This is a genomic window from Curtobacterium sp. MCLR17_032, from assembly GCF_003234795.2.
Classification (GTDB): domain Bacteria; phylum Actinomycetota; class Actinomycetes; order Actinomycetales; family Microbacteriaceae; genus Curtobacterium.
Window position 1 is genome coordinate 3101552 of the sequence record NZ_CP126268.1, and the last position, 21764, is coordinate 3123315.

Below are 21764 nucleotides of genomic sequence, written 5' to 3' on the forward strand. Positions count from 1 at the left end.
CCGCGTCACCGGGCCGCCGCGGCGAGCGCCGCATCGACGTCGGTGGCGTCGGACCGTGCGGCGTGGGCTGCATGCCGGCTGCCGTCGTGGTCCGTGCCGACCCGGTCGGTGCCGACTCGGTCGGTGCCCTGGTCCGTGCCGACTCGGTCCGTGCCGACCCTGTCCGCGGCGGCTTCGGCCATCGGCGACGAGATCGGCGACGCGGGGAGGCCCAGCGTGGTCGGGTCGACGACACCACGGGTGAACGAGGACAGCGGTGCGAGCTTGGCGTACGGGTGCTCGCGGGCCTCGCCCCGGCGGCCGCGGATGACACCACCGATGGCGGCGACCACGACGATGAGCAGCAGGATCAGCCACAGCACGGTGAGCGGCTGGAAGATCCCGCGCAGCGTCACGAGCAGCGGCTTGGTGGAGTGCCACCCGGTCGTGGTGTTGCCGTGCTGAACCGCGTCGTCGGACCGTGCCAGGTCGATGGCGCTCGGTCCGCGGCCGGACACCGAGTTGTCGGTCACGGTCGTGCCCTTCGAGGCACCGACCACGGTCACGCCGTGGGTCCGTGCGCCGGAGATCTCGTTGCCGTCCACGTCGGCGTCGGACGCCCGGCTGTAGATCCCGATGTCGGCGCCCGCGATCGTGTTGTCGCTGACCTCCGACGACCGCACCCCGTCGAGCACCGAGATGCCGTTCTGGGTCGAGCCCTTGATGACGTTGTTGCGCACGGTGGTCTTCACGGCGTCCTGACCGACGACGATGCCCATCCGGTTGCCGTCCATCGTGGAGCCGCTGACCTTGACGTTCTCGCCACCGAGCACCTCGACACCGTACCGCCCGTTGTCGGACGCGGTGCTGTCGGTCAGGGAGTTGTTGCCGTAGTCGCCGGTCGGCATGCCGACGGCGTTCGGACCGTCGGCGAGCGCCCCACCGTTCAACGTGATGCCGTTGCGGCCGTTGCGGTTCGCCGTGACCTGGCTGAGCACGATGCCTGTGGAGGCGCGGGTCATCTTGATGCCGTCCACACCGTTGTCGTGCGAGTCGACGGACGACAGTGTGCTGTTCGTCACGTACCGGTGGAGCACGAGTCCGTCGATGAGCGAGTTCTCGATGGTGGAGTCCGACATCACGACGCCGTCCGCGCTCGTGAGGAACAGGCCGTACGCGTTGCCGTCGAACTCGGTGTGCTGGATCTTCGCCGAGACGAAGCTGTAGGACCCGGCGGCCGTGCTCTCGCCCGGGGTGGTCCCGTCGACGGCACCGGTCGGCAGCAGGGTGGTGCCGAAGACGTCCTTCGTGGTGCGCAGGGTCTTCGCCGTCTGGGTGCCGGACGCGGTGTCGAGCGTGGACAGGTCGGTGCCGGTGAGCGAGACGCCGCCGGTCGTGCCGCTCCAGAAGCCGAGGTCGCGGAACGACGCGTAGCTCAGCGTCGCGGTCCCGCCCTGGACTCGGACGTAGGCACGGCCGTCGGTGGTGTCGGTGTCGACCTTGCCGGCCTGCGGGTCCCACGAGTCGATGATGACGGGCGCCTTGGCCGACCCGGCGATCTGCAGTGCTCCGGCCTGCGTGACGATCGACACGAAGCCGCGGTCGTCGCTCTCCATGTGGATGTGCAGGCCGTCGGGGCTGGCGAGCTGCAGGGTCGCGCCGTTCTCGACGACGATGTTCTCGCTGAGCAGGTACGACCCGTCCGGCTGCTTCACGAACGTGGAGGGCGCGAGCTGCTTGAGGTCGTTGACCGTGTACGCCGAGCCTCGGGCGACGAGCACCAGGGTGTACGAACTGCCCGTGGCGAGTCGGTAGGGCTTGGTGGTCACGAGGCCGCTCCACCGGGCGGCCGATGCGAGCGCGCGCACGTTGTAGATGCGTTCGTTCTCGGCGGCGACGAGCTTCGCCTCCTTGTTCGGGCTGCCCGGGTAGGCCTTGCCCGTGACGACGGAGGACTCCGCCGCGGTCGAGGTGGACCCGGTGGTCGCGGCCTGCGCTGCGGTGGGCAGCGTCAGGGCGCCGACACCAGCGAGCGTCAGGACGAGCGCGGACGCGGTCGCGATACGACGGCGACGACGGGTGGACGTGGTGGGGGTCAGGTCGGTGCTCATGCTGCCGCCACCTCTCCGCCCTGGAGGCCCGCTGCCGGCTGCGACGCCCGCTGCGTCCCCGACGTGGTCGCGGTCGCGGCCTCGGTCGGCTGGGAAGCGGTGGCCGGGGCCTCCGAGACGGGTGCCGTCGGCGTCGGCGTCGCGATCGAGGAGGTCTCCGGTGATCCCGCCGGGGACATGGCCATCGCGGGTGCTCCCGCAGAGGCCATGGCCATCTCGGGCGCTCCCGCCATGGCGAAGGCCGGAGCCGGGATCGGTGCCGGCGTCGCAACCGGTGTGGTCTGGACCGGTGTGGTCTGGACCGGTGTGGTCTGGACCGGTGTGGTCTGGACCGCCGGGCGCGATGCGGGACCGTCGAGGGTCGCCGCGGTCTGCCCGTCGCCACCCATCTGGTCGGCGTGCCGGGTCAGCCACCCCTGCTTGTTCATCGTGATGAACGAGAACACCTTGATCGGCAGGGCGATGACGATCACCACGATCGCCAGGATCGGCAGGACGAAGAGGTCGAGCGGGTGACGGCGCAGGTTGGAGAACCCACGGACGGCACGACCGGCGAGCAGCCAGGCGATGGTGAACGCCGCACCGACGATGCTGAGTTCCAGGCGGCTGAACAGCAGGTACCACATGGTGATGCCCATGGTGACGGGGGTCAGGATGATCTGCAGGACGGTGATCTTCGTGACGAAGGGCACGCGCCAGATCCAGCCCTTGGCGATGGCCGTCAGGTAGGTGCGGTACGAGTTGCGGCTCCAGCGGATGCGCTGCTTGAAGAACGCCTTGCCGGTGGCCGGGAACATCGAGAGGGCCTTGGCGCTCTCCTGGTGCACGGTCTTGAAGCCGGAGGCGAGCACGAGCCAGGTGAGACGACCGTCGTCACCGGCGACGCAGCGGCGGCCGAGGAAGAACTCGTTCTCGAGGTTGTCGAGCACGGGCAGGACGGCCGAGCGACGGTAGGCGGCGGTGCGTCCGGACAGGCACGGCACCGCACCGGCGGCACCCATGGCGGGCACGTAGTTGAAGTAGCGCAGGTTGACGAGCCAGTCGGCGATGATCCGCCAGATGCTCGAGTTCCGCTGGTAGACGTTCTGCTGCGTCCCGACACCGCCCACGGTGGTGTCGACGAAGGGCATCTGCACGTTCTCGAGCAGTCCCGGCTCCCAGCTGGTGTCGGAGTCCACCAGGACCACGACGTCGTACCGGGCGAGCCGGATGCCCTGGCCGAGGGCGCTGCGCTTGCCGACGTGGTGGAACAGGATCGGCTTCACGGTCGGGTCGCCCACGGCGACGATGCGCTGGTACGCCTCGGTGTCGGCGATGTCGAGCACGATGATGATCTCGTCGGGGTTCTGCGAGCGCCAGGTGTCGAGGCAACGGAGCAGGATGTCGGGGTCCTCGTGGTAGCTCGGCACGACGACGGAGGTCGTGGTGCGGAAGCCGTTGACCACCGGCTTCGCCCGCGCCGACAGCACGACGCGGTAGAGCCACAGGGCCCACACGATCACACCGGCGATGCCGACGGGCACGTACTTGAGGGCTTCGTGGCCGAAGGCGACGAGCTGGTCGATGACGACCTGGGTCGATGTCTGGGATGCGGCGAGCGCGGCCAGGGTGTCCATGGGTTCGGGTCCTTCGGACTGGCAGGGTGGATGATCCGGGGCGCTCGGTGGGTGGCCGGGCGCGGACGGTCGGCGAGTGGGTGGCTCGCACGACGGTCGGTACGGCGTCGTGCTGAGGACGCTAGGCGGAGCGCCGACCACGCGACAAGGGGCTGCGGGGCACTCTTGCGCGTTCGCGCAAGCCGCTGCGGGAGTGCGGCACTCGCGCTTTCCGGACCTGTGTGGTCTGCGGGTCGCGGAGGGCCGCACACGCTCGGAACGGCCGCCTCCAGCCCCTGTACAACGATGTACCGCGTCCGCCAGCATGGGGTCATGAACGCGCACCTCGGCAACGACGCCGCTCCTGTCCTCCCGCTCGCCAGTCGTCAGGACGGCGAGTACCCGCGTCCGCAGATGATGCGCTCCCGCTGGGCGGACCTCGACGGCACCTGGTCCTTCCGCAACACCGGCGACGACCCCGCGTGGCGGAACGGGTTCCCGGACGCTCGCGACATCCGGGTGCCGTTCCCGCCGGAGTCCGTCGCCTCGGGCATCGGCGAGCCGGGCTTCCACCCGGTGGTCTGGTACTCGCGGCAGATCACGGCGGCGGACCTGACCGCGGCCGGGTTCGGGGCGGACGCACCTCGCGTGCTGGTGCACTTCGGCGCGGTCGACCACCGGGCGCGGGTCTGGATCGACGGGCAGTTCATCGGCGAGCACGAGGGCGGCCACACCCCCTTCACCCTCGACGTGACCGAGGCGCTCGCCAGCGCCCCGAACACCGGCACCGGGACCGGGACCGGCAACTCCGGCGCCGACACCGGCGGCACCGGCAGCGGCACCGGCACCGGCACCGGCACCGGCAGCACCGACGGCACCGGCAGCACGACGTCCCACACCCTCGTGGTCCGCGCCGAGGACGACCCGCACGACCTCACCCAGCCCCGCGGCAAGCAGGACTGGCACGAGCAGGCGCACGACATCTGGTACCGCCGCACCACCGGGATCTGGCAGACCGTCTGGCTCGAGGCCGTCCCGACGACCGCGATCCACTCGCTGCGCTGGACGAACGTCGACCACGAGACGATGCGGCTGACCGTCCGGCTGACGGGCGAGCACCCGGCCGGCACACGCCTCCGGGTCGAGGCGACCTGGACCGAGCACGACGAGCACCTCGCCACGGTCGAGACCACCGTCAGCCCGACCGCGCACGAGTGCGAGCTGGTCGTGCCGATCGCCCGCCAGGCGAACGGTCAGGCGGAGCAGGAGCTGCAGTGGAGCCCGGACACACCACGCCTGGTGGACGCGGTCGTCACCCTGGTGGCACCGACCGGGGCTGCCACCGACGCCGTGAGCTCGTACTTCGGCGTCCGCACCACGCGGATCGGCGGTGGCCGGTTCCTGCTCAACGACCGCAGCATCGACGTGCGGAGCGTGCTCAACCAGGGCTACTGGCCGGACTCGCACCTGACCGCGCCGACGCGACAGGCCCTCCGCCGCGAGGTCGAGCTCATCAAGGAGCTCGGGTTCAACGCCGCCCGGAACCACCAGAAGATCGAGGACCCGCGCTTCCTGTACTGGGCGGACCGGCTCGGCCTGATGGTCTGGGGCGAGGCCCCCGGCGCCTACGCGTTCTCGCCCACCGCGGTGCAGCGGCTGATGCGCGAGTGGATGGACGCCGTGGAGCGCGATGCCTCCCACCCCTCGATCGTGACCTGGGTGCCGGCGAACGAGAGCTGGGGCGTGCAGCACATCGCCACCGACCCGGCGCAGCAGGCGTACGCCCGAGCGCTGGCGGACGTCACCCGGGCACTCGACGCGACCCGGCCGGTGATCTCCAACGACGGCTGGGAGCACCCGGACTCGGACATCCTCTCGGTGCACGACTACGAGGGCGACGGCGACCGTCTGGCGCGGACCTACGCCGACGACGGACCCGGACACGACGACGGACGGGAGGCCCGCGACCAGCTGGTCACGGGCCTCCCGTCCGTCATTGCGACAGCCCGCCGGGCCGCCGCCGTGCAGCGAACCGGCTACTGCGCCAGGAAGCGCAGCACCGCCTCGTTCCACTCGTCACGGTGCGACGCGAGGACGCCGTGCGGCCCACCCTCGATGACGTGGACCTGCGCGTTCGGGATCGCCTCGGCGGTCCGCTTGCCGGAGACCTCGAACGGGACGATCCCGTCGGCGTCGCCGTGGATGACGAGCGTCGGGACGTCCACCTTCGTCAGGTCGTCGCGGAAGTCCGTCGTGGCGAACGCGACGGTGCAGTCGAGCGTGCCCTTCGGCGACGCGAGCTCCGCGATCGCCAGGTCGTAGGCCCGCTGGTCGTCGCTGACGAGCGGCTTGTGCGTCAACGACACCGTGCCGCCGGCCGTGTAGAACTTGTCGATGAACTCGTGCAGGAACGCCGGACGGTCGCCAGTGATGCCGTTCGCGAACCAGTCCGCCAGGCCCTGGTCGACGCCGCCGTCCGGGTTCTCGTCCGACTTCCACAGGTACGGCGGCACCGCGCTGGCGAAGACGAGCTTGGCGACCTTGCCGGTGCCGTAGGTGGAGACGTAGCGGGCGAGTTCGCCGCCGCCCATCGAGAACCCGATGAGGGTGACGTCCGAGAGGCCGAGCTCGGTGATCAACTTGTCGAGGTCCGCCGCGAACGTGTCGTAGTCGTAGCCGCCCCACGGCTGCGACGACTGTCCGAAGCCGCGACGGTCGTAGGCGATGACCCGGTGGCCGGCCGCGACGAGCGCGGGGACCTGGCCCTCCCACGACCGGCCGGACAGCGGCCACCCGTGGATCAGGACGACCGGGTCGCCGGTGCCGAAGTCGTCGTAATGCAGGTCGATGTCGTGCCCGTTCTCGGCTCCGACGGTGATGAACGGCATGGTGCCTCCGAGTGGTTGGTGTCCAGGGGTCAACCGCGATGCAACGCCCGGCCGCTGGACGCAGCCTGGCCGTCGTGCGGCGAGTGGACACCACCGGGTCTGGGAGGATCGTGCGCGTGACGGACCTGCTGGAGACGACCCGGGCCTCCGCGCCGACCCGCCTCCGTCGGACGGTCACGGCCGTCCTGGAGGCACCCTCCAGCAGGTGGACCACTCCCCTGCTGCTGTGGCTGGCCTCCCGCGTGGTCAGCACGCTGCTGCTCGGCACCGTCTACCTGCTGGCGACCGCGAACGGCTGGCACTTCACCTCGTACCGGCGCGACCCGTCGTTCGCGACGTTCTCCGGGTCGTGGGACGCGTCCTTCTACCGGACCATCGCCGAACACGGGTACCCCCACGATCTGCCGACCGACGGCTCCGGCCACGTGGTGCCGAACCCGTGGGCGTTCCTGCCGGTGTTCCCCGGGGTGGTGCGTGCGGTGATGTCCGTTTCCGGTGCCTCGTTCTGGGTCTCGGGCGTGCTCGTCGCGACGGTCTGCGGTGCCGGTGCCTGCGTGGTGCTGTTCCGGCTCGTGCTGGCGGTCGCCGACGCCCGACGTGCCCGATGGGCGACGGCGCTCTTCGCGTTCGGCGCGACCGGGTACCTGCTGCAGGTCGCCTATGCCGAGAGCATGTTCCTGCTGCTGCTGTTCGGGGCGCTGCTCGCCCTGGTCCGGCGGTGCTACTGGCTGGTGGCGGTGCTCGGCGTGGTCGCGGCGTTCACCCGGCCGGGGGTGCTGGCGCTGGCTGTGGCGCTCGCGGTGCACCTGGTCGTGCGTTGGGTCGCGGACCGGCGGGGCTCTGCAGCGCAGGGCGCGGCCCGAGCGGTCGCCGGACCCGTTGTCGGTCCGCCCGCTGTCGGCGCGCCCCTTGTCGGTGCGCCCGCTGTCGACGCGCCCGCTGTCGGCGGACGCGATCCGTTCCCGTGGCGGGAGCGGATGGCGGTCGTCGTCGCCGGGCTGGTGGTGGCCGCGGCCGGACTCGCCTGGCCGGTCGTGGCGTCGGCGGTCACCGGGCGTCCGGGGGCGTACCTCGACACGGAGCTGTCCTGGTGGGTCGGGTTCGTCGGCCGGGTCGACTTCACCCCGCTGACGCCGTGGTTCCTGATGGCCGGACGGTGGCTGGGGCCGGCGGGACTCGTCCTCGTGGTGGTGGTGCTCGCGGGCACGGCGTGGTTCCTCGGGCGACGGGACGTCCGGGCGCTCGGGCCGGAGGTGCTCGGCTTCGTCGTCGCCTACGTGGCCTACCTGGTCGCGGTGTTCCTGCCGCAGCAGAGCCTGCCGCGGCTGCTCATGCCGGCCGCGCCGCTGCTCGGGTCGGACGTGTTCCTGGCGACGCGACGCCGGGCGGTCGGCTGGCTCGTCACGGGCGTGTGCCTGCAGGCAGTCGCGGTCGTGCTGCTCTGGTTCCTCGGGTTCCCCTGACGCGCCCCGTGTCGGGTGACTCCGGCGCGCCCCGCGCTGGGTGCTTCGGGCGCGCTCCGCGTCGGGTGCTCCAGGCGCGCCCCGTCGGGTGACGTCGGGCCTTCTACGCGTCGAACGTGTGGAACCAGGCGGTGCCACCCGGGTGCTGCACGGTGATCATCTCGTCGAGGTCCCGGTACGGCCCGTCCTGGTTGTGGCTCGCCGACTTGATGCGGATCGTGCCGTCGGACTCGGTGAAGACCTCGGACACGATGGTCGTGTGGTCCGGTGAGCCGTTCGCGTTCCAGTCGAACATGACGATGTCGCCGACCTTGACGTGCTGTCGCTCGTCGGAGGTCCGCCGCGTCAAGCCGAACGTCGACGCGTTCTGGTCGAGCCACGGGTCCATCGCCGGGCAGTAGGTCCAGGTGGCGGAGTGCTCCGCGCCACCGGCCCGGTTGTACCAGTCGCTGCGCTGCTGCCACCCGCGGGCCTGCAGCGTCTGGTTCACGTAGTTGGCGCAGTCCCCGCCGATCGGGTTCATCGTGCCGTACTCGGCGGTGTTGTAGTCCGACCAGTGCCGCATGGCGTACTGCAGCTGCCGGTCGACGTCGGTCTTCGCGGCGTAGGCCACCGTCGTGGTCGCGACCGCGGAGCTCGCATCCGGCACGGCAGCCGTCGTCGGGGTGGGCGTCGCCGTCGTGGAGTCCTGGGTCGCACCGACCTGGCCGTCGTTGGCCGCGCTGCCGTTGCCGTCCGAGGTCTGGTTCGCCGAGGGCACCGGACGGACCGCGGTCGTGAACAGTGCGACGTCCGCCGATCCCGCCGTGTACATCGCCTGGTGCGGAGCCGTGAAGGTGACCGTCGTGGAGGTGGCCGACACGTCGCGCGCGGCGACACCGCCGACCGTGACGCCCGCCACCGAGGCCAGCCCGGTGCCGGTGACCGTCACGGTGACACCGCCGGCGAGCGGGACCTCCGCGGGCCGCACGGACGTGGCGGTCGGCTTCGCGGCGGCCTCCTTCGTCGGACTGGAGGCGCCCCCCGAGCCCGCAGCGCCGGAACCGCGAGCCGCCGAGGACGACCCGGCACCCGGTCCGTCCGACGAGCAGGCAGCGGCGACGAAGCCGACACCGGTGATGCCGGCGAGGGACAGGAGGGAGCGGCGCGTGATCGGGGCAGTCATGACGTGACCCAGGCTATGCGACGCGGTCGGAGATCCGCCGACCGACTCGGCAGCCCCACCCGGGAGCCCCAGGTCAGGCGTCAGGCGACGGCTGCGTCGCGGTGATGTTGACGAGCCACGTGACGCCGAACCGGTCCGTCACCATGCCGAACTCGTCACCCCACGGCGCCTTAGTCAACGGCTCGAGCACGGTGCCGCCCTCCGAGAGCGCCGCGAAGTAGCTGCGGAGGTCGTCGGCGTCGTCGCCGTCCCCCGAGAGCGACATCGAGATGTTGTTCGTCTCGGACCGGCTCATCGACGCCGGGGTGTCCGACGCCATGAGCGCGTAGCCCCGGGTCGTCTCGAGCTGACCGTGCATGACCTTGTCCGCGTCCGCCGGGTCCTGCACGGCACCCATCTCGGCGAACGTGCCGATGCGGAGGTCCCCGCCGAACACCGATTGGTAGAACTCCAGCGCCTGCCGGGCGTCGTCGCGGAAGCCGAGGTACGGGTTCAGTCGTGAGGTCATGATGGGCTCCTTCGTCCGGGGCTCATCGTGCCAGCGAGCCCGGGCGGCCGCAAGGACGCTCGACGACGCACGAGCACGGCCGGACCCGGGCGGATCAGGTGCAGGAGACGTCGCGGTCGATCGTCGTCGACCCGAACGCGGTGACGTACTGGGTCATCACGGTCTTCCCACCGGCGAGTCCCGTGCCGGAGCACGCCTTCTGCGCCGCCGCGAGCGTGCCCGGTCCGATGGCGATCCAGCTGCTGCGCCCGTACGCCGCGCTGGTCTTCGGGACCGCGCCGGCGACGGTCGTCCACTGGCTGGCCGTCGAGTAGAACCCGATGGTCGTCGCCCCGCCGCTCTTCAGGCCCGCGATCATGCCCTCGAGCACACTTCGGTTCAGGCTGGTGTCGGACTGGTGGGAGAACTGCGTCTCGACGTCGATCCACCAGCGGTGAGAACCGGGCGCCGCGACGCCGCGCTTGGTCGCGTCGTCGCCGCCGAGGGCGTACCCGTAGAGGAACGAGCACGCCGGGCTGTTCTGCGGCTTCCCGCCAGCACGGGTCGTGCAGGAGCCGTAGGGGTTCTTCGGTGCGTACCCCTTGAAGACGTTCGACGTCGGCCAGGCCGAGGCAGCTGCGGCTGCGGGGTTCGCGAAGAGCACGTAGAGCTGGGCCGTCGGCTGCGCTGTACCACCGGCGGCGAGTGCGGACCAGGAGAGCTCGCTGCTCAGGCACGGGTTCGTGGTGTTCGCCAGGGCACCGTTCACACCCACGATGCCGAACGCGTGGTCGGTGGGCAGCGCCGACCCGCACTGCGGCCAGGACACGTCCGCACCGGTGCCGACGCCGGAGGACCCGTCGACGAAGTAGCCGACCGCGTCCAGGTCGAGCACCCCGCTGCCCGCCTTCGCACGCGTCTGCACGGTGCCGGTCGGAGCGATCGGCACGGTCACGGACGCGGCGAGCGCCTGCGCCTTCGCGACGACCTGGGTCTGGGTGACGGCAGCGCCGACCGCACCGACGTGGAACCAGCCACTGGCGCTGAGTCCCGTGGTCCGAGCCGTGAGGACCGCTGCACGCGCGGTCAGGGGGATGCCGCCGACACCGGCGACACGCACCCGTTGCACGGTGGACTTCACCGTGGTCGAGGCGGCCCGCGCGCCGTCGGCCGGCACGAACACCAGACCTGACTTGCTGGTGGACCAGAAGCCGAGGACGGTCACCGTGACACCGGAGGCGACCCCGGACGTGCGCACGTCGACCGCACCGCTCGCGGGCAGCCGAACGGTCGCCGTGTTCGCGATCGACAGCCCCTTCGACGAGAACGCCTGGGTGACCGCGGCCCGGTTCACCACTCCCTGCGGGGTGACACTGACGCTGCCCGCCGCGGCAGGGCTGCCGACCCGGACGTCGAGGACCGCCGCGGTCGCACCGCCGGGCACCCCGGCCCGCCCGGCGACGCGGACCGTCGTGGCCTTGTTCGCCGCGACCGCCCCCGAGAAGAGCGACCCGGGCGTCACCGCCGTGTAGGTGGAACCGCTGCTGCTGTAGGAGCCTGCGACCACGAGCGACACGGACGCCGTCCCGGCGGAGAGCACGACCTGCACCCGCCCGCGGGAGACCGCGACGGTCGTACTGCCGGCGACCGCACGGCCGCGGACGTAGTCCTGCAGCGGCGGACGGTTGCTGCTGCCCACCGGCACCACCGACACCACGCCGGCCGCGGTGGGGGCGGCGACCTGCACGACCAGCGTCGCGGCGGTCGCTGAGGCGGGGATGCCCGGCAGCGTCACGGTCGTCGGCGTCGTCCGCGCGGTGCCGGTCCAGACCGCCGGTGCAGCGAGCGGCGTGTACCGACCGAAGGCCGGCGCGGTCCTCGTCGTCGTCGCTGCGGCCGTCCCGCCGACCGTCGTGGCGGCGGAGGCCGACGCGACCGGGCCGACGACGAGCCCGGTGGAGACGACGGCGGCGGCCGCGATGGTCGCGAGCGCTCGTGTGAAGCGGTGCATGGCACTCCCCTGGTGTCTGCCCGGACCCGGGCGCAGCAGGAGTCTAGGGGCCGGACCTGACGCGCCGACAGCCCCAGGAAGGGACCTGTGGAGAGCCGGATGCCCTCCGGCAGGGACACCTCGACCGGGAGTCAGAACACGGCACGGCCCGAACACGGCACGGCCCGAACACGAAAGGCTCGGAACCGATGGTCCCGAGCCTGTCGTCCTACTTGGTGGAGCTAAGGGGATTCGAACCCCTGACCTTCTCATTGCGAACGAGACGCGCTACCAACTGCGCCATAGCCCCAAGTGCTCGACCACGATAGCACCGCGGTGCAGCGATCCGAAATCGGGCCGCGGCGGTCGGGCGTGCCGCTGCCGGTCAGACGGCGCGACGTCGACGCATGATCGCGTCCAGGTCGGTCTGCCCGTACGCGTCATCGCCGATCACACCCATCCCGGCCCAGCGGCTCGGCGCGGACGGGGCCTCGGGCTCGGGTGCGGACCCAGCCGCCTTCGGGCCAGCCGACGCCTCCGGTCCGGCCACCGGCGCCGCCCGCAACCCGAGCCGCTCCGCCAGCCGTCCCTGGTCGTGCGACGACAGTGCCGCCGCGGCCTCCTCGACGTCGGCCCGCATCCGCGACACCCGTGCGAGCGACGGGTCGGACTCACCGGCCCGGATCGCCGCGGCTTCGGCTTCGGCCTCGGCCTTCGCCTGCGCGACCCGCTCCCGCAGCCGGGCAGCGAGCACGGCCGACGACTCCGGCGACGGCTCGGGCGCGACCGGGGCCTGCACGTACAGCGGCTTCGGGACGGCCCCGGGCGTCCACGTCCGCTCGACCGGTGCGGCCTCGGGCTGCTCGGTCGACAGTGGCGGTGCGGGGTCGGTCCAGGTGCTGGCCGGACGGGAGGCGCGGCGCTGCTCCGGCGCACCGGCTGCGGCCCGACGACGCCGTGCGGTCGCCACCTGGTGCAGTTGCGCGAGCACCGCGGCGGACCCCGCAGCGGCGACGAGTCCGGCGACGGCGAGGATCCAGGCCCCGGGCGCGGTGACCAGGACGACGAGCGCGGTGACGAGCCCGAGCGTGCCGAGGATCGTGGCGCCGAGGCGGGAGCGACGCATCCGCATCGCGGTCAGTGCGGGCACGGAGGACACCTGCTCGAGGACGGGCGCCTGGGCGGCCAGACGACGGGTGATCTCGCGCTGCCGTGCGGCCTCGTGGGCGCGGACGATGGCGGCACGCTTGGCCTCTTCGGACCGGGCGACGCGCTGGGCCTCGGCGAGGGACTTCGCGTTCATCTCGACGCGCACCTCGTCCGGCAGCTCGGCGGTCTGCGCCAGGATGCGGAGGGTCTGCTGCAGTCGGATGGCGTTCCGCTCGGTCGCCAGGTACTCGCGTCTCGCTGCCCACGCGGGCATCAGGTACACGACCCAGAGCACTGCCGCCACGAGCAGCACGACGCCGCCGCCCCAGGTCCCGAATCCCATGGGGCAACGGTAGGGGGAGCGCACCTCCGGGACGCCCATTGCCGGGAGCGTGTCGAGCGAGTCGTGACGGATCCGTCGGACGGAGGGCGGGCCTCCCGACCGACAGCTGTGTCAGGAGGACCGGCGGCTGCGGACCGGCTCAGCCATGCGGCGAGACGGGGAGCGGCACGGCCGCTTCGTCCCAGGCGTCCTCGGGCACGCGCCCGGTGCCGAGCGGGACCTGTCCGCGGACCCAGCGGTCGAGGACGCCGTCCCGCACCTCTTCGCCGACGAGACCGAAACAGAAGTGGTCACGCCAGTCACCGTTGATGTGGATGTACCGGCGACGGAGACCCTCGTACCGGAAGCCGAGCTTCTCGACGACGCGGAGGCTCGGCGCGTTCTCCGGACGGATGCAGATCTCGAGACGGTGGATGCCGACGACGCGGAAGCAGTGGTCCGCTGCCAGGGCGACCGCGGTCGGGGTCACGTTGTGGCCGGCCGCGTCCTGCACGACCCAGTACCCGATCGACGCGCTGGCGAGCGAGCCGTACGTGATCCCGGACACGTTGAGCTGGCCGACGAACCGACCGTCCAGTTCCATCGCGAACGGGAGGCCCAACCCGGCCCGAGCGTTCGCCTGCAGTGCGCGGATGCTCCCGCGGACGTCCGAGGACGCCATGCCGGAGGGGTTCGTCGCCTCCCAGGTGCGGAGCCAGGAGCGGTTGCCGGCGAGCGCGAGGTCGAGGTCGCGGGAGTCACGGACCCGGAGGGGGCGGATGGTGACCCGCCCGTGGGTGAGGGTCGGGATCGTCGTCATCGCTTCTGGTTCCTCCGGGGTCCCGATCTGGTCGGGACGGGTGTCCCGCACGGGCCCGGGTGCACCGGACCCGTGCGGGATGGGTCGACTCATTCGCCCGCGTTGAACTCCTTGAGCCAGGACTTGAGGTCCGGCCCGAGGTCCGCACGGTCCGAGGCGAGCTGCACGATCGCCTTGATGTAGTCGAGTTTGTCACCGGTGTCGTAGCGGCGTCCACGGAACACGACGCCGTACACGCCCCCTGTCCATTCCTCGGCGCTCGCCATCTTCATGAGCGCGTCGGTCAGCTGGATCTCGCCGCCCTTGCCGGGCTCCTGCTTCTCGAGGACGTCGAAGACCTCGGGGCGGATCACGTAGCGGCCGATGATGGCCAGGTTCGAGGGGGCTTCACCCTGCGCCGGCTTCTCGACCAGGCCGGTGATCTTCACGACGTCGTCGGTGTCGGTCGGCTCGACCGTCGCGATGCCGTAGAGGTGGGTCTGCGACTCCGGGACCTCGAGGAGGGCGACGATCGTGGCGTTCTTCTCGCCCTGGACCTCGATCATGCGCTTCAGCAGCGGGTCGCGGGCGTCGATGATGTCGTCGCCGAGGAGCACGGCGAACGGCTCGCGGCCGACGTGCATCTTCGCGCGGAGCACCGCGTGGCCGAGGCCCAGCGGGTCACCCTGCCGGACGTAGTGCATGTCCGCGAGGTCGGTCGACTGGTTGACCTTCTGCAGCTTCTCGTGGTCGCCCTTCTTGCGGAGGGTCTCCTCGAGCTCGGACACGTGGTCGAAGTGGTTCTCGAGCGCGTTCTTGTTGCGCCCGGTGATCATGAGGACGTCGGTGAGGCCCGCGTCGACGGCCTCTTCCACGACGTACTGGATGGCCGGCTTGTCGACGACGGGGAGCATCTCCTTCGGCATCGCCTTGGTCGCGGGGAGGAAGCGCGTGCCCAGCCCTGCAGCGGGGATCACGGCCTTCGAAATCTGGAAGCCCATGCAGCGACCGTATCCGATCCCCTTTTCCGAGGCATGTCAACGGATAGGGGGACACCGAGATCGGCGGGAAGCCGCATCACCCGCGATCGCTACACTCGTCGCCATGACCGCCGATCTCGGGAACGAGAAGCGTGCCCTGCGAGCCGACCTCCGGCAGCGGCGGCGCAGCCGGACCTCGACCGAACGCGACACCGACTCCCTGTCCCTCACCGCGACCCTGCAGCGGTTCGTCGAGGAACGGCAGATCGCCTCGGTCGCCGTCTACCTCTCGGCGCCCGACGAACCCGACGTCCGGCCGTTCCTCAACTGGGCGTTCGAGCAGGGCATCCGGGTGCTCCTGCCCGTCACCCGCGAGGACGGGCTGCTCGACTGGGCGGTCGGCGACGGCACCTCCGAGCGCGAGGGCCTGTTCGGGATGCCGGAGGTCGTCGGCGAGGTCCTCTCCCCCCTCGCGATCAACGACGTCGACGCGATCCTCACCCCGGCCGCCGCGGTCGGCCACGACGGTGTCCGGATGGGCTGGGGCCGGGGCTACTACGACAAGACGCTCGGGTCCATGGCGAAGCGCCCGCCCGTCTATGCTGTGGTGTTCGATGCGGAGTACCTCGACGAGGTCCCGCGCGAAGCCCACGACGAACCCGTGGACGGCATCATCACGCCGTCGCGCATCATCACGTTCCGGAGCTGACGTGCCCACCTACTCGTACCGCTGCACCGAGTGCGACAACGCGTTCGACATCAAGCAGTCGTTCTCCGACGCCACCCTGACCGAGTGCCCGGTCTGCGGCGGGGTCCTGCGCAAGGTCTTCTCGCCGGTCGGCGTGACCTTCAACGGGGGCGGCTTCTACCGGACGGACTCGCGGCCGGCGCCGAAGAGCGAGGGCGGGGGCAGCTCGGGGTCGAGCTCCAGCGCGTCGGGCTCCGGGTCGTCTGCGTCCGGGTCGTCCGGCTCCGGGGCGTCCAGCTCCGGGTCGTCCAGCTCCGGGTCGTCCGCGAGCAAGCCGAGCACGTCGAGCTCGGGATCGTCGACGACCTCGGGATCCTGACCGACTCCGCGCCCGCTGGATAGGTTGGAGCGGGTCACCGCTCGGTGGCCGTCCACGACAGAAGGGGGCTCACGTGAAGGGCTTCAAGGAGTTCCTGCTCCGCGGCAACGTCATCGACCTGGCCGTCGCGGTCGTCATCGGTGCGGCGTTCACCGCCATCGTCACGACGATCGTGAACTCGCTCATCAACCCGCTCATCGGTGCGGTGTTCAACGCGTCGAGCCTCGACAGAGCGTTGATCTGGAAGATCCCGACCGTCTCCGGCGGCAGCGCGGACATCCTGTTCGGCGCGATGATCGGCGCCGTCCTGAACTTCCTCATCGTCGCCGCGGTCGTGTACTTCGCCCTCGTGGTGCCGGTGAACCACCTGAAGAAGGTCGCGTTCGACCGGGTGAAGAAGAACGAGGAGCAGACGCCGCAGGACGTCCCGCCGACCGACGTCGAGGTGCTGCTCGAGATCCGCGACCTGCTCCGTCGACAGGGTGGTGACGAGGCGTCCGTGCCGACCGGCGGTGGCGCCCACGTCGCACCGTCGACCGCTCCCGAGGGTCCCGGCATCGCCGGCTCGACCAAGCTGTAGGGCGCAGCCGCCCCCGCCGAACGGTCACGACACCCCGCGTACCCGACGCCGAGCGGTCACGACACCCCGTTCCGCCGGAAGGTGAGCGGGGTGTCGTGACCAGTCGAGGGTGCCACGCGGGCGTGGCGGGCGTCAGCCGGGCCTCCCGTGGGTCGCACGTCAGGCCGGAGCGACCCCTACCGAGCGGTCACGACACCCCGCTGGCGTAGCGCCGAGCGGTCACGACACCCCGTCGAGCCGGAAGGTGAACGGGGTGTCGTGACCGCTCGGCGGAGGGACGCGGGCGCGCCGGGGCGCCGCGCGCGGCGGAGGCACCTACGCCGGGGCGCGCTGCGTCCGGTGCTTCCGGGACATCTCCGCCGCGTACTGCAGCCCGGCCAGGACGTGTCCGACCGTGCCGAGCCAGACGAACACGAGCGCCACGTTCCGGATCCAGTGGTGGTCCACCGCGACCGAGGTGGACGAGAACAGCAGCACCGGCAGCCCGACGAACAGCAGCGCCGACCGGATCTTGCCGGTCCACGTCACGCGGAGGCCCGGGTTGCCGCGGAACCACGCACTCGACAGGGCGAGCAGCGCCAGGTCGACCGTGACCACGATGACGACGACGATCCACGGCAGCAACCCGACGAGCACGAGGGACAGCACGATCGCGACGATCGCCAGCCGGTCGGCGATCGGGTCGAGGGCCTTGCCGAGCTCGGACTCCTGGTGCAGGCGGCGGGCCAGGAACCCGTCCGCCCAGTCGCTGACGCCGAGGACGACCAGCGAGGTCAGTGCCCATCCGGGGTGGCCGGCGACGACGAGCGCCACGTAGACCGGGATGAGGACGAACCGCACCATCGTGATGAGGTTCGGCCACGTCTGCCAGTCGGGCCGGGTCCGCCGGGAGGGCTCCGTCATCACACGCTTCCGTTCGGGGTTCAGGACCCCCAGCGTACCGGTCAGCCCCAGTGCGGCGGCCGGTCGCGGAGGAGCCGGTCATCGTTCTCCCCCGTCTCGTGCCGCGGGGGCTCGGGTGACGGGGTCGGGTCGCTGCCGGGGACGGGCCTGGTGGTGACGCGACGGCCGGACCGGACGACACCGACGGACGGCGCGGGCGACGTGTCCGCGACCCCCTGCGGGACGGGAGGCTCGGGTGCGGTCGGTTGCGCGCCTCCCGTCCGTGGGGTGGTCGCCTCGGGCGTCCACGAACCGGTGAGCTGCTCCGTGGTCGACGTGACCGGGCCTGCCGGGCGCCCAGCCCGACGGGAGGGCCGAGCGGTCACGAGCGGCCGGAGCGGCAGGCGCCGACGGTCACGAGCGGGAGGGCGATGCTCATCGGCGAGCGGGGACCGGGGGGATCGAGATCTCCTGCGTGGCACCGCGGTCGACACCGAGCACCTGCGCGACCGTGTTCGCGACCCGGTCCGGGTCGGAGAACAGCTGGAACGCGTGCACGCGGACGTAGTGCCAACCGAGACGGCGGAGCACCTCGGGCCGGAGGCGCAGCGACTCGCGCAGCGACCCCTTCACCAGCGACGCGTCGGTCTCGATCGTGACGCAGACCCCGCCGTGCGCGGCGACCAGGCCGAGCTTGCCGCGGTGGCCGAGCGCGACCGGGATGCCGCGCATCTCGAGCCGGCGGGCCAGGTCGACGAGCAGCGGGTCGGAGTCGTCCGGCACGTACTCGGCGGTGGTGCGGGCGCGGACCTCGGCCAGGATCTCGGCGAGGGCGACGGTGCCGTGGCCCATCCGCTCGGCCTCGATGTCGGACGGCTGGAAGCACGTCACGATGACCATCGACCGGCGGGCACGGGTCATGGCGACGGCGAGCAGGCGCTCCCCGCCGGGCTTGCCGAGCGGGCCGAAGTCGCGGAGGACGCGGCCGTGCGGGGTCCGGCCGTAGCCGATCGAGAACACGACGCGGTCACGGCTCTGCGCGACGGACTGCTCGAGCGTGGCGACGATGAACGGCTCGGGACGGTCGCCGATGACGAACTCGGTGAGGTCCTTGTGCCCCTGCGCTGCCGCGAGGACGGCCTGCTCGACCCGGACGGCGTGCTTCGCCGAGGCCGTGATGACCATGAGCGACTCGGTCGGCCGGGTGCGGGCGTGCTCGATGACGTGACGGACGACACGGTCCACCTCGGCGTCGACGCTCTCGACGGCACCGGACTCCGGGTCCGGGACGGCCTTGCCCTCGCTGACGTAGTCGAGCGCGATCGACCCGTGGCCGAGGAACGAGCCGGCCCAGGGCAGCGACTCGATCCGGCCGCCGTAGAAGCGACGGTTGACGAGCTCCGCCAGGTCCTCGCCGCCGGCCCGGTACGAGCGGGTGAGCGACAGGGTCGGCAGCAGCGTGGACAGCTTCGCCAGGGCGGAGTCCGCGTGCAGGGCGTCGAGGGTCTGTTCGTCGACCTGCAGGGCGCGGTGCTCCGGGTCGACGGCGATGCGGAACGGCGACGGCGTCTGCGTGACCGGGTCGCCGAAGACGACGGTCTGGCGGGCACGACGGACGGCTCCGACGGTCTCGGCGATGGTGACGGCTCCGGCGTCGACGAGGATCACCGTGTCGAACGGCATCGTGTCCGCGATCTGCGCGACCTCGTACGGCGAGGCGAGCCAGACCGGGGCGATCGCACGGGACAGGTGCGGTGCCGAGTCGTGCAGCAGGCGGGAGGTGATCGCGCCGTCGCGGAGCTGGCTCTTCAGCGCGGCGGACTCCTCCGGCCAGTCGACGAGCCCGACCTTCCAGTTCTCGGCGAGCTGCCACGCGAGGCCCTGGGACACCCCGGCCGCGTGCGCGTCGTCGACGAGTCGGAAGTCGGCCTCGACCCGGTCGAGCATGTCGGTGTTCGCGCCGAGCAGTGCCCGGTCGGACTCCAGCATGGTCTCGAGCGCGGACTGCCACCAGGCGAGTTCGAGCTCGGCGGGCACCTGCACGTCGGGGACGTGCCGGTTCGCCAGGTCGGTGAGGAGCGGCTCGAGCTGCAGGTCGCGGAGCGTCTGCATCAGCTCGGTGCGCTCCTGCAGGTTGTGCAGGACGTCGGACTCGGCGGCGAGCTCGGCGATCGTCGGCACCAGGCGCTCGATCGGCAGGTTCGCGAGCTGCTGGTCGCGGCTGGCGCGGCCGAGCGGCTCGTCGAGACGCGCGAGGTCCTCGACGACGTTCGAGAACAGCACCTGGACGTCGGCGATGCCGGTGGGGACCTCGGGGTTCACGCCGGCCGCGACGTAGCGCTGCCAGAGGACCCGCTGCTGCTGGACGCGGGTGAGCGCCTCGTGCAGGTCGGAGACGTGGACGCCCGGTCGGACGTACTCACGAGCGAGCTTCTTCAGCCGGCGTCGGTTCGTGCTCGACATCGGCGCACCCTCGCCCCGGGGTGCGGTGGCGGCGACGAGCTCGGACACGGACCGGTCGAAGACGATCGGCAGGAAGCGGTCGAGGGTGTCGCGGATCTCGGTGAGCAGACGCAGGTAGATGCCGAGCTCGTTGATCGTCGTGAACTGCCGCATGTGCGTCGACGCGACCAGGTCGTGGGCACGCTGCAGGAGGGCCGGCAACGATCCGCCGTCGAGCTCCCGCGCCGTCGCGTGGGCGCGCTGGGCACCGTCGCTCGAGTTGAACTTCGCGCCGTACCAGGGCGAGTCGTCCGGGCCGTAGCGGAACTCGCCGAGGTTCGCGGCGCTGACCATGGTCTCGGCGACGCGGGCGCGGCCGGACACCATCGACACGACGGACTGCTTGGACAGGCGGGCCGTGGTGGAGGGGGCGACCGGCAGCAGGGACAGCCGCGACAGCTCGACCAAGCAGTCGAGCACGCTGACGCCGAAGTCCGGGTCGGTGCGGGTCAGGGCGCCGCGGTAGTCGGTGAGGACCTTGCGGAGCCGGACCAGGGCGTCGTCGACCTCGCGGAGGTTCGGGCGGCTGGCCTTCTCGTTGCGGGCGATGGCCCGGACGACGTCCCGGCGCAGGGTGCCCGGTGTGACGGCGACGCCCGGCAGGTGCACCTCGCCGAAGCGGGCCGCGATGCCGCGGAGGGTCGCACGGCGCGGGCTGACCACGAGCACGCGCTTGTTCGCTGCGACCAGTCCGCCCAGGGCGTTGACGATCGTCTGCGTGCCGCCGGTGCCGGGCAGGGTCTTCACGACGATGGAGTTGCCGGCCGTGATCTGTGCGATCACGTTCTCCTGCTCGTCGTCGGCGTCGAGCAGGAGTGTGTCCGTCTCCGGGCTGCGCTCGTCCGAGGGGGTCTGCTCGACCGGGTGGTACGACTGCTCGACCTGCCACTTGGCGCTGGGGTTGCCGGCGAGGGCGTCGAGCACGGGGTGTGCCAGGTCGTCGGTGTCCTCGACGAGCCCGGTCGCGACCTCGGCGAACGTCGACACGACCAGTCGGGCGTGGACGGAGAAGCCGGGGATGTGTGCGGTGAGACCACGGAGGCGGTCGATCACCGGGTTCGGCGTGAACGAGCCGTCCTGCTGCGCGAGGGCGACGAACGACTGCGCGTCGAGGGTCACACCGAACTGCTCGCGGAGGGCGTCGGACAGGCCCGGGTTGAGGACGGGTTCGCCGAGCAGACGGACCTCGAAGTCACGACCGTGGCGGCGGATCGCCAGCGGGCGGAGCAGGACGGGTCCGCGGAAGTGGTCGTCGCCGTGCTGCCAGTCGGCGATGCCGATGCCGAGCTTCACCGCGTCGATGCCCCGGACCGTCGCGAGCTCGGTGCCCTTCGCCTCGACGTGCCCGGCGGCGACGCGGGCCGCCCGGAGCGCCACCTCGTCGCGGATCAGGCTGGAGAGCAGGGTCGTCTTGCCGGTGATGAACTGGGCGAGGCCGCCCGGGTGCGTCGTCGACAGCTCGATGCGGCCGCGCGGGTGGTCGGCGAAGTGCACGAGCGGGCTGGTGCCCCCGACGCCGGCGAGCTGCTCGCGCCAGGCGTCCCACGCGGGCTCGGCGGCGTTGCCCGCGGTGAGACGCGGGTCGCCGAGGCTGATCGCGTGCGGGCTGGTGACCTGGAGTTCGGGGCGCAGCGCGGACCGTTCGTCGGGCAGGTCCGTGCCCTCCGTCGCATCGCCGTCGACCGAGGCGTCGTCGTTCGTCACGTCGTCCTCATCGCCGGTCGTCCTGTCCACTCGCCACACACGCCCACTGTAGGCGGAAGCGTCGTGGCACTCCGGCAATGAGCGCGCGGTTCCGGGTTTTC

Annotated in this window: 15 protein-coding genes, 1 tRNA gene and 2 pseudogenes; 5 read left to right on the top strand and 13 right to left on the bottom strand. The window is 71.6% G+C overall.

The window, feature by feature from the left end:
• Positions 1 to 5 precede the first annotated feature (5 nt).
• Both DEI97_RS14760 and DEI97_RS14765 read right to left on the bottom strand, forming a co-directional pair.
• Positions 6 to 2090, bottom strand: coding sequence for a right-handed parallel beta-helix repeat-containing protein (locus tag DEI97_RS14760; RefSeq protein WP_111073740.1), 2085 nt, complete (start codon positions 2088 to 2090; stop codon positions 6 to 8).
• Positions 2087 to 3706, bottom strand: coding sequence for a glycosyltransferase (locus DEI97_RS14765; protein WP_258376628.1), 1620 nt, complete (start codon positions 3704 to 3706; stop codon positions 2087 to 2089). The genes DEI97_RS14760 and DEI97_RS14765 overlap by 4 nt, the downstream gene beginning before the upstream one ends.
• Before the next feature lie 396 nt (positions 3707 to 4102).
• Here DEI97_RS14765 and DEI97_RS17765 point away from each other — a divergent pair.
• Positions 4103 to 5530: pseudogene (locus DEI97_RS17765) on the top strand (glycoside hydrolase family 2 protein); the annotation flags it as partial.
• Between the two features lie 191 nt (positions 5531 to 5721).
• Here the strand turns inward: DEI97_RS17765 and DEI97_RS14775 are convergent.
• Complete coding sequence (locus DEI97_RS14775; RefSeq protein ID WP_111073741.1) at positions 5722 to 6573, bottom strand: alpha/beta fold hydrolase; 852 nt, start codon at positions 6571 to 6573, stop codon at positions 5722 to 5724.
• A 116-nt stretch (positions 6574 to 6689) separates the two neighbouring features.
• On the opposite strand from DEI97_RS14775, the gene DEI97_RS14780 reads away from it, so the two are divergent.
• Positions 6690 to 8036 (top strand): putative hexosyltransferase, encoded by a 1347-nt coding sequence (locus DEI97_RS14780; protein WP_181439136.1) that lies wholly within the window; start codon positions 6690 to 6692, stop codon positions 8034 to 8036.
• Between the two features lie 103 nt (positions 8037 to 8139).
• Here the strand turns inward: DEI97_RS14780 and DEI97_RS14785 are convergent, their stop codons facing one another.
• From DEI97_RS14785 to galU, 7 genes are all read right to left on the bottom strand, one after another.
• A complete protein-coding gene (locus tag DEI97_RS14785; RefSeq protein WP_111073742.1) occupies positions 8140 to 9201 on the bottom strand; it encodes an amidase domain-containing protein in 1062 nt (353 codons plus the stop codon).
• A gap of 73 nt (positions 9202 to 9274) precedes the next feature.
• The gene (locus tag DEI97_RS14790; RefSeq protein WP_111073743.1) at positions 9275 to 9709 is read right to left on the bottom strand and encodes a VOC family protein; all 435 of its coding nucleotides are present in this window, start codon (positions 9707 to 9709) and stop codon (positions 9275 to 9277) included.
• A gap of 94 nt (positions 9710 to 9803) precedes the next feature.
• Positions 9804 to 11699, bottom strand: a complete 1896-nt coding sequence (locus DEI97_RS14795) for a glycoside hydrolase family 25 domain-containing protein (RefSeq protein WP_111073744.1) — start codon at positions 11697 to 11699, stop codon at positions 9804 to 9806.
• 213 nt (positions 11700 to 11912) lie between these two features.
• Positions 11913 to 11988 (bottom strand) — tRNA-Ala (locus DEI97_RS14800).
• 75 nt (positions 11989 to 12063) lie between these two features.
• Complete coding sequence (locus DEI97_RS14805; protein WP_111073745.1) at positions 12064 to 13170, bottom strand: hypothetical protein; 1107 nt, start codon at positions 13168 to 13170, stop codon at positions 12064 to 12066.
• Between the two features lie 139 nt (positions 13171 to 13309).
• Positions 13310 to 13969, bottom strand: coding sequence for a GNAT family N-acetyltransferase (locus DEI97_RS14810; RefSeq protein ID WP_111074169.1), 660 nt, complete (start codon positions 13967 to 13969; stop codon positions 13310 to 13312).
• Positions 13970 to 14058: 89 nt separating this feature from the next.
• Positions 14059 to 14949 carry a UTP--glucose-1-phosphate uridylyltransferase GalU gene (gene galU / locus DEI97_RS14815; protein WP_111073746.1) on the bottom strand — a complete coding sequence of 297 codons (891 nt, stop codon included), beginning with the start codon at positions 14947 to 14949 and terminating at the stop codon, positions 14059 to 14061.
• 103 nt (positions 14950 to 15052) lie between these two features.
• Here galU and DEI97_RS14820 point away from each other — a divergent pair, with 103 nt between their 5' ends.
• Positions 15053 to 15637, top strand: a complete 585-nt coding sequence (locus tag DEI97_RS14820; protein WP_111073747.1) for a 5-formyltetrahydrofolate cyclo-ligase — start codon at positions 15053 to 15055, stop codon at positions 15635 to 15637.
• 1 nt (position 15638) lies between these two features.
• Positions 15639 to 15731 (top strand): annotated as a pseudogene (locus DEI97_RS17805) (FmdB family zinc ribbon protein); the annotation flags it as partial.
• A 62-nt stretch (positions 15732 to 15793) separates the two neighbouring features.
• Here DEI97_RS17805 and DEI97_RS17775 read toward each other — a convergent pair.
• On the bottom strand, positions 15794 to 16033 hold the full coding sequence (locus DEI97_RS17775; protein WP_308202994.1) for a hypothetical protein: 240 nt from the start codon (positions 16031 to 16033) through the stop codon (positions 15794 to 15796).
• A 35-nt stretch (positions 16034 to 16068) separates the two neighbouring features.
• Between DEI97_RS17775 and mscL the strand changes: the two genes are divergently transcribed.
• Positions 16069 to 16575 carry a large conductance mechanosensitive channel protein MscL gene (mscL, locus tag DEI97_RS14830; protein WP_111073749.1) on the top strand — a complete coding sequence of 169 codons (507 nt, stop codon included), beginning with the start codon at positions 16069 to 16071 and terminating at the stop codon, positions 16573 to 16575.
• Positions 16576 to 16890: 315 nt separating this feature from the next.
• On the opposite strand, the gene DEI97_RS14835 is transcribed toward mscL, so the two are convergent.
• Together DEI97_RS14835 and DEI97_RS14840 are read right to left on the bottom strand one after the other, a co-directional pair.
• Positions 16891 to 17478: a CDP-alcohol phosphatidyltransferase family protein gene (locus tag DEI97_RS14835; protein WP_111073750.1), complete on the bottom strand. Its 588-nt coding sequence runs from the start codon at positions 17476 to 17478 to the stop codon at positions 16891 to 16893.
• Between the two features lie 414 nt (positions 17479 to 17892).
• The gene (locus tag DEI97_RS14840) at positions 17893 to 21663 is read right to left on the bottom strand and encodes an ATP-binding protein (RefSeq protein WP_111074170.1); all 3771 of its coding nucleotides are present in this window, start codon (positions 21661 to 21663) and stop codon (positions 17893 to 17895) included.
• Positions 21664 to 21764: the final 101 nt, after the last annotated feature.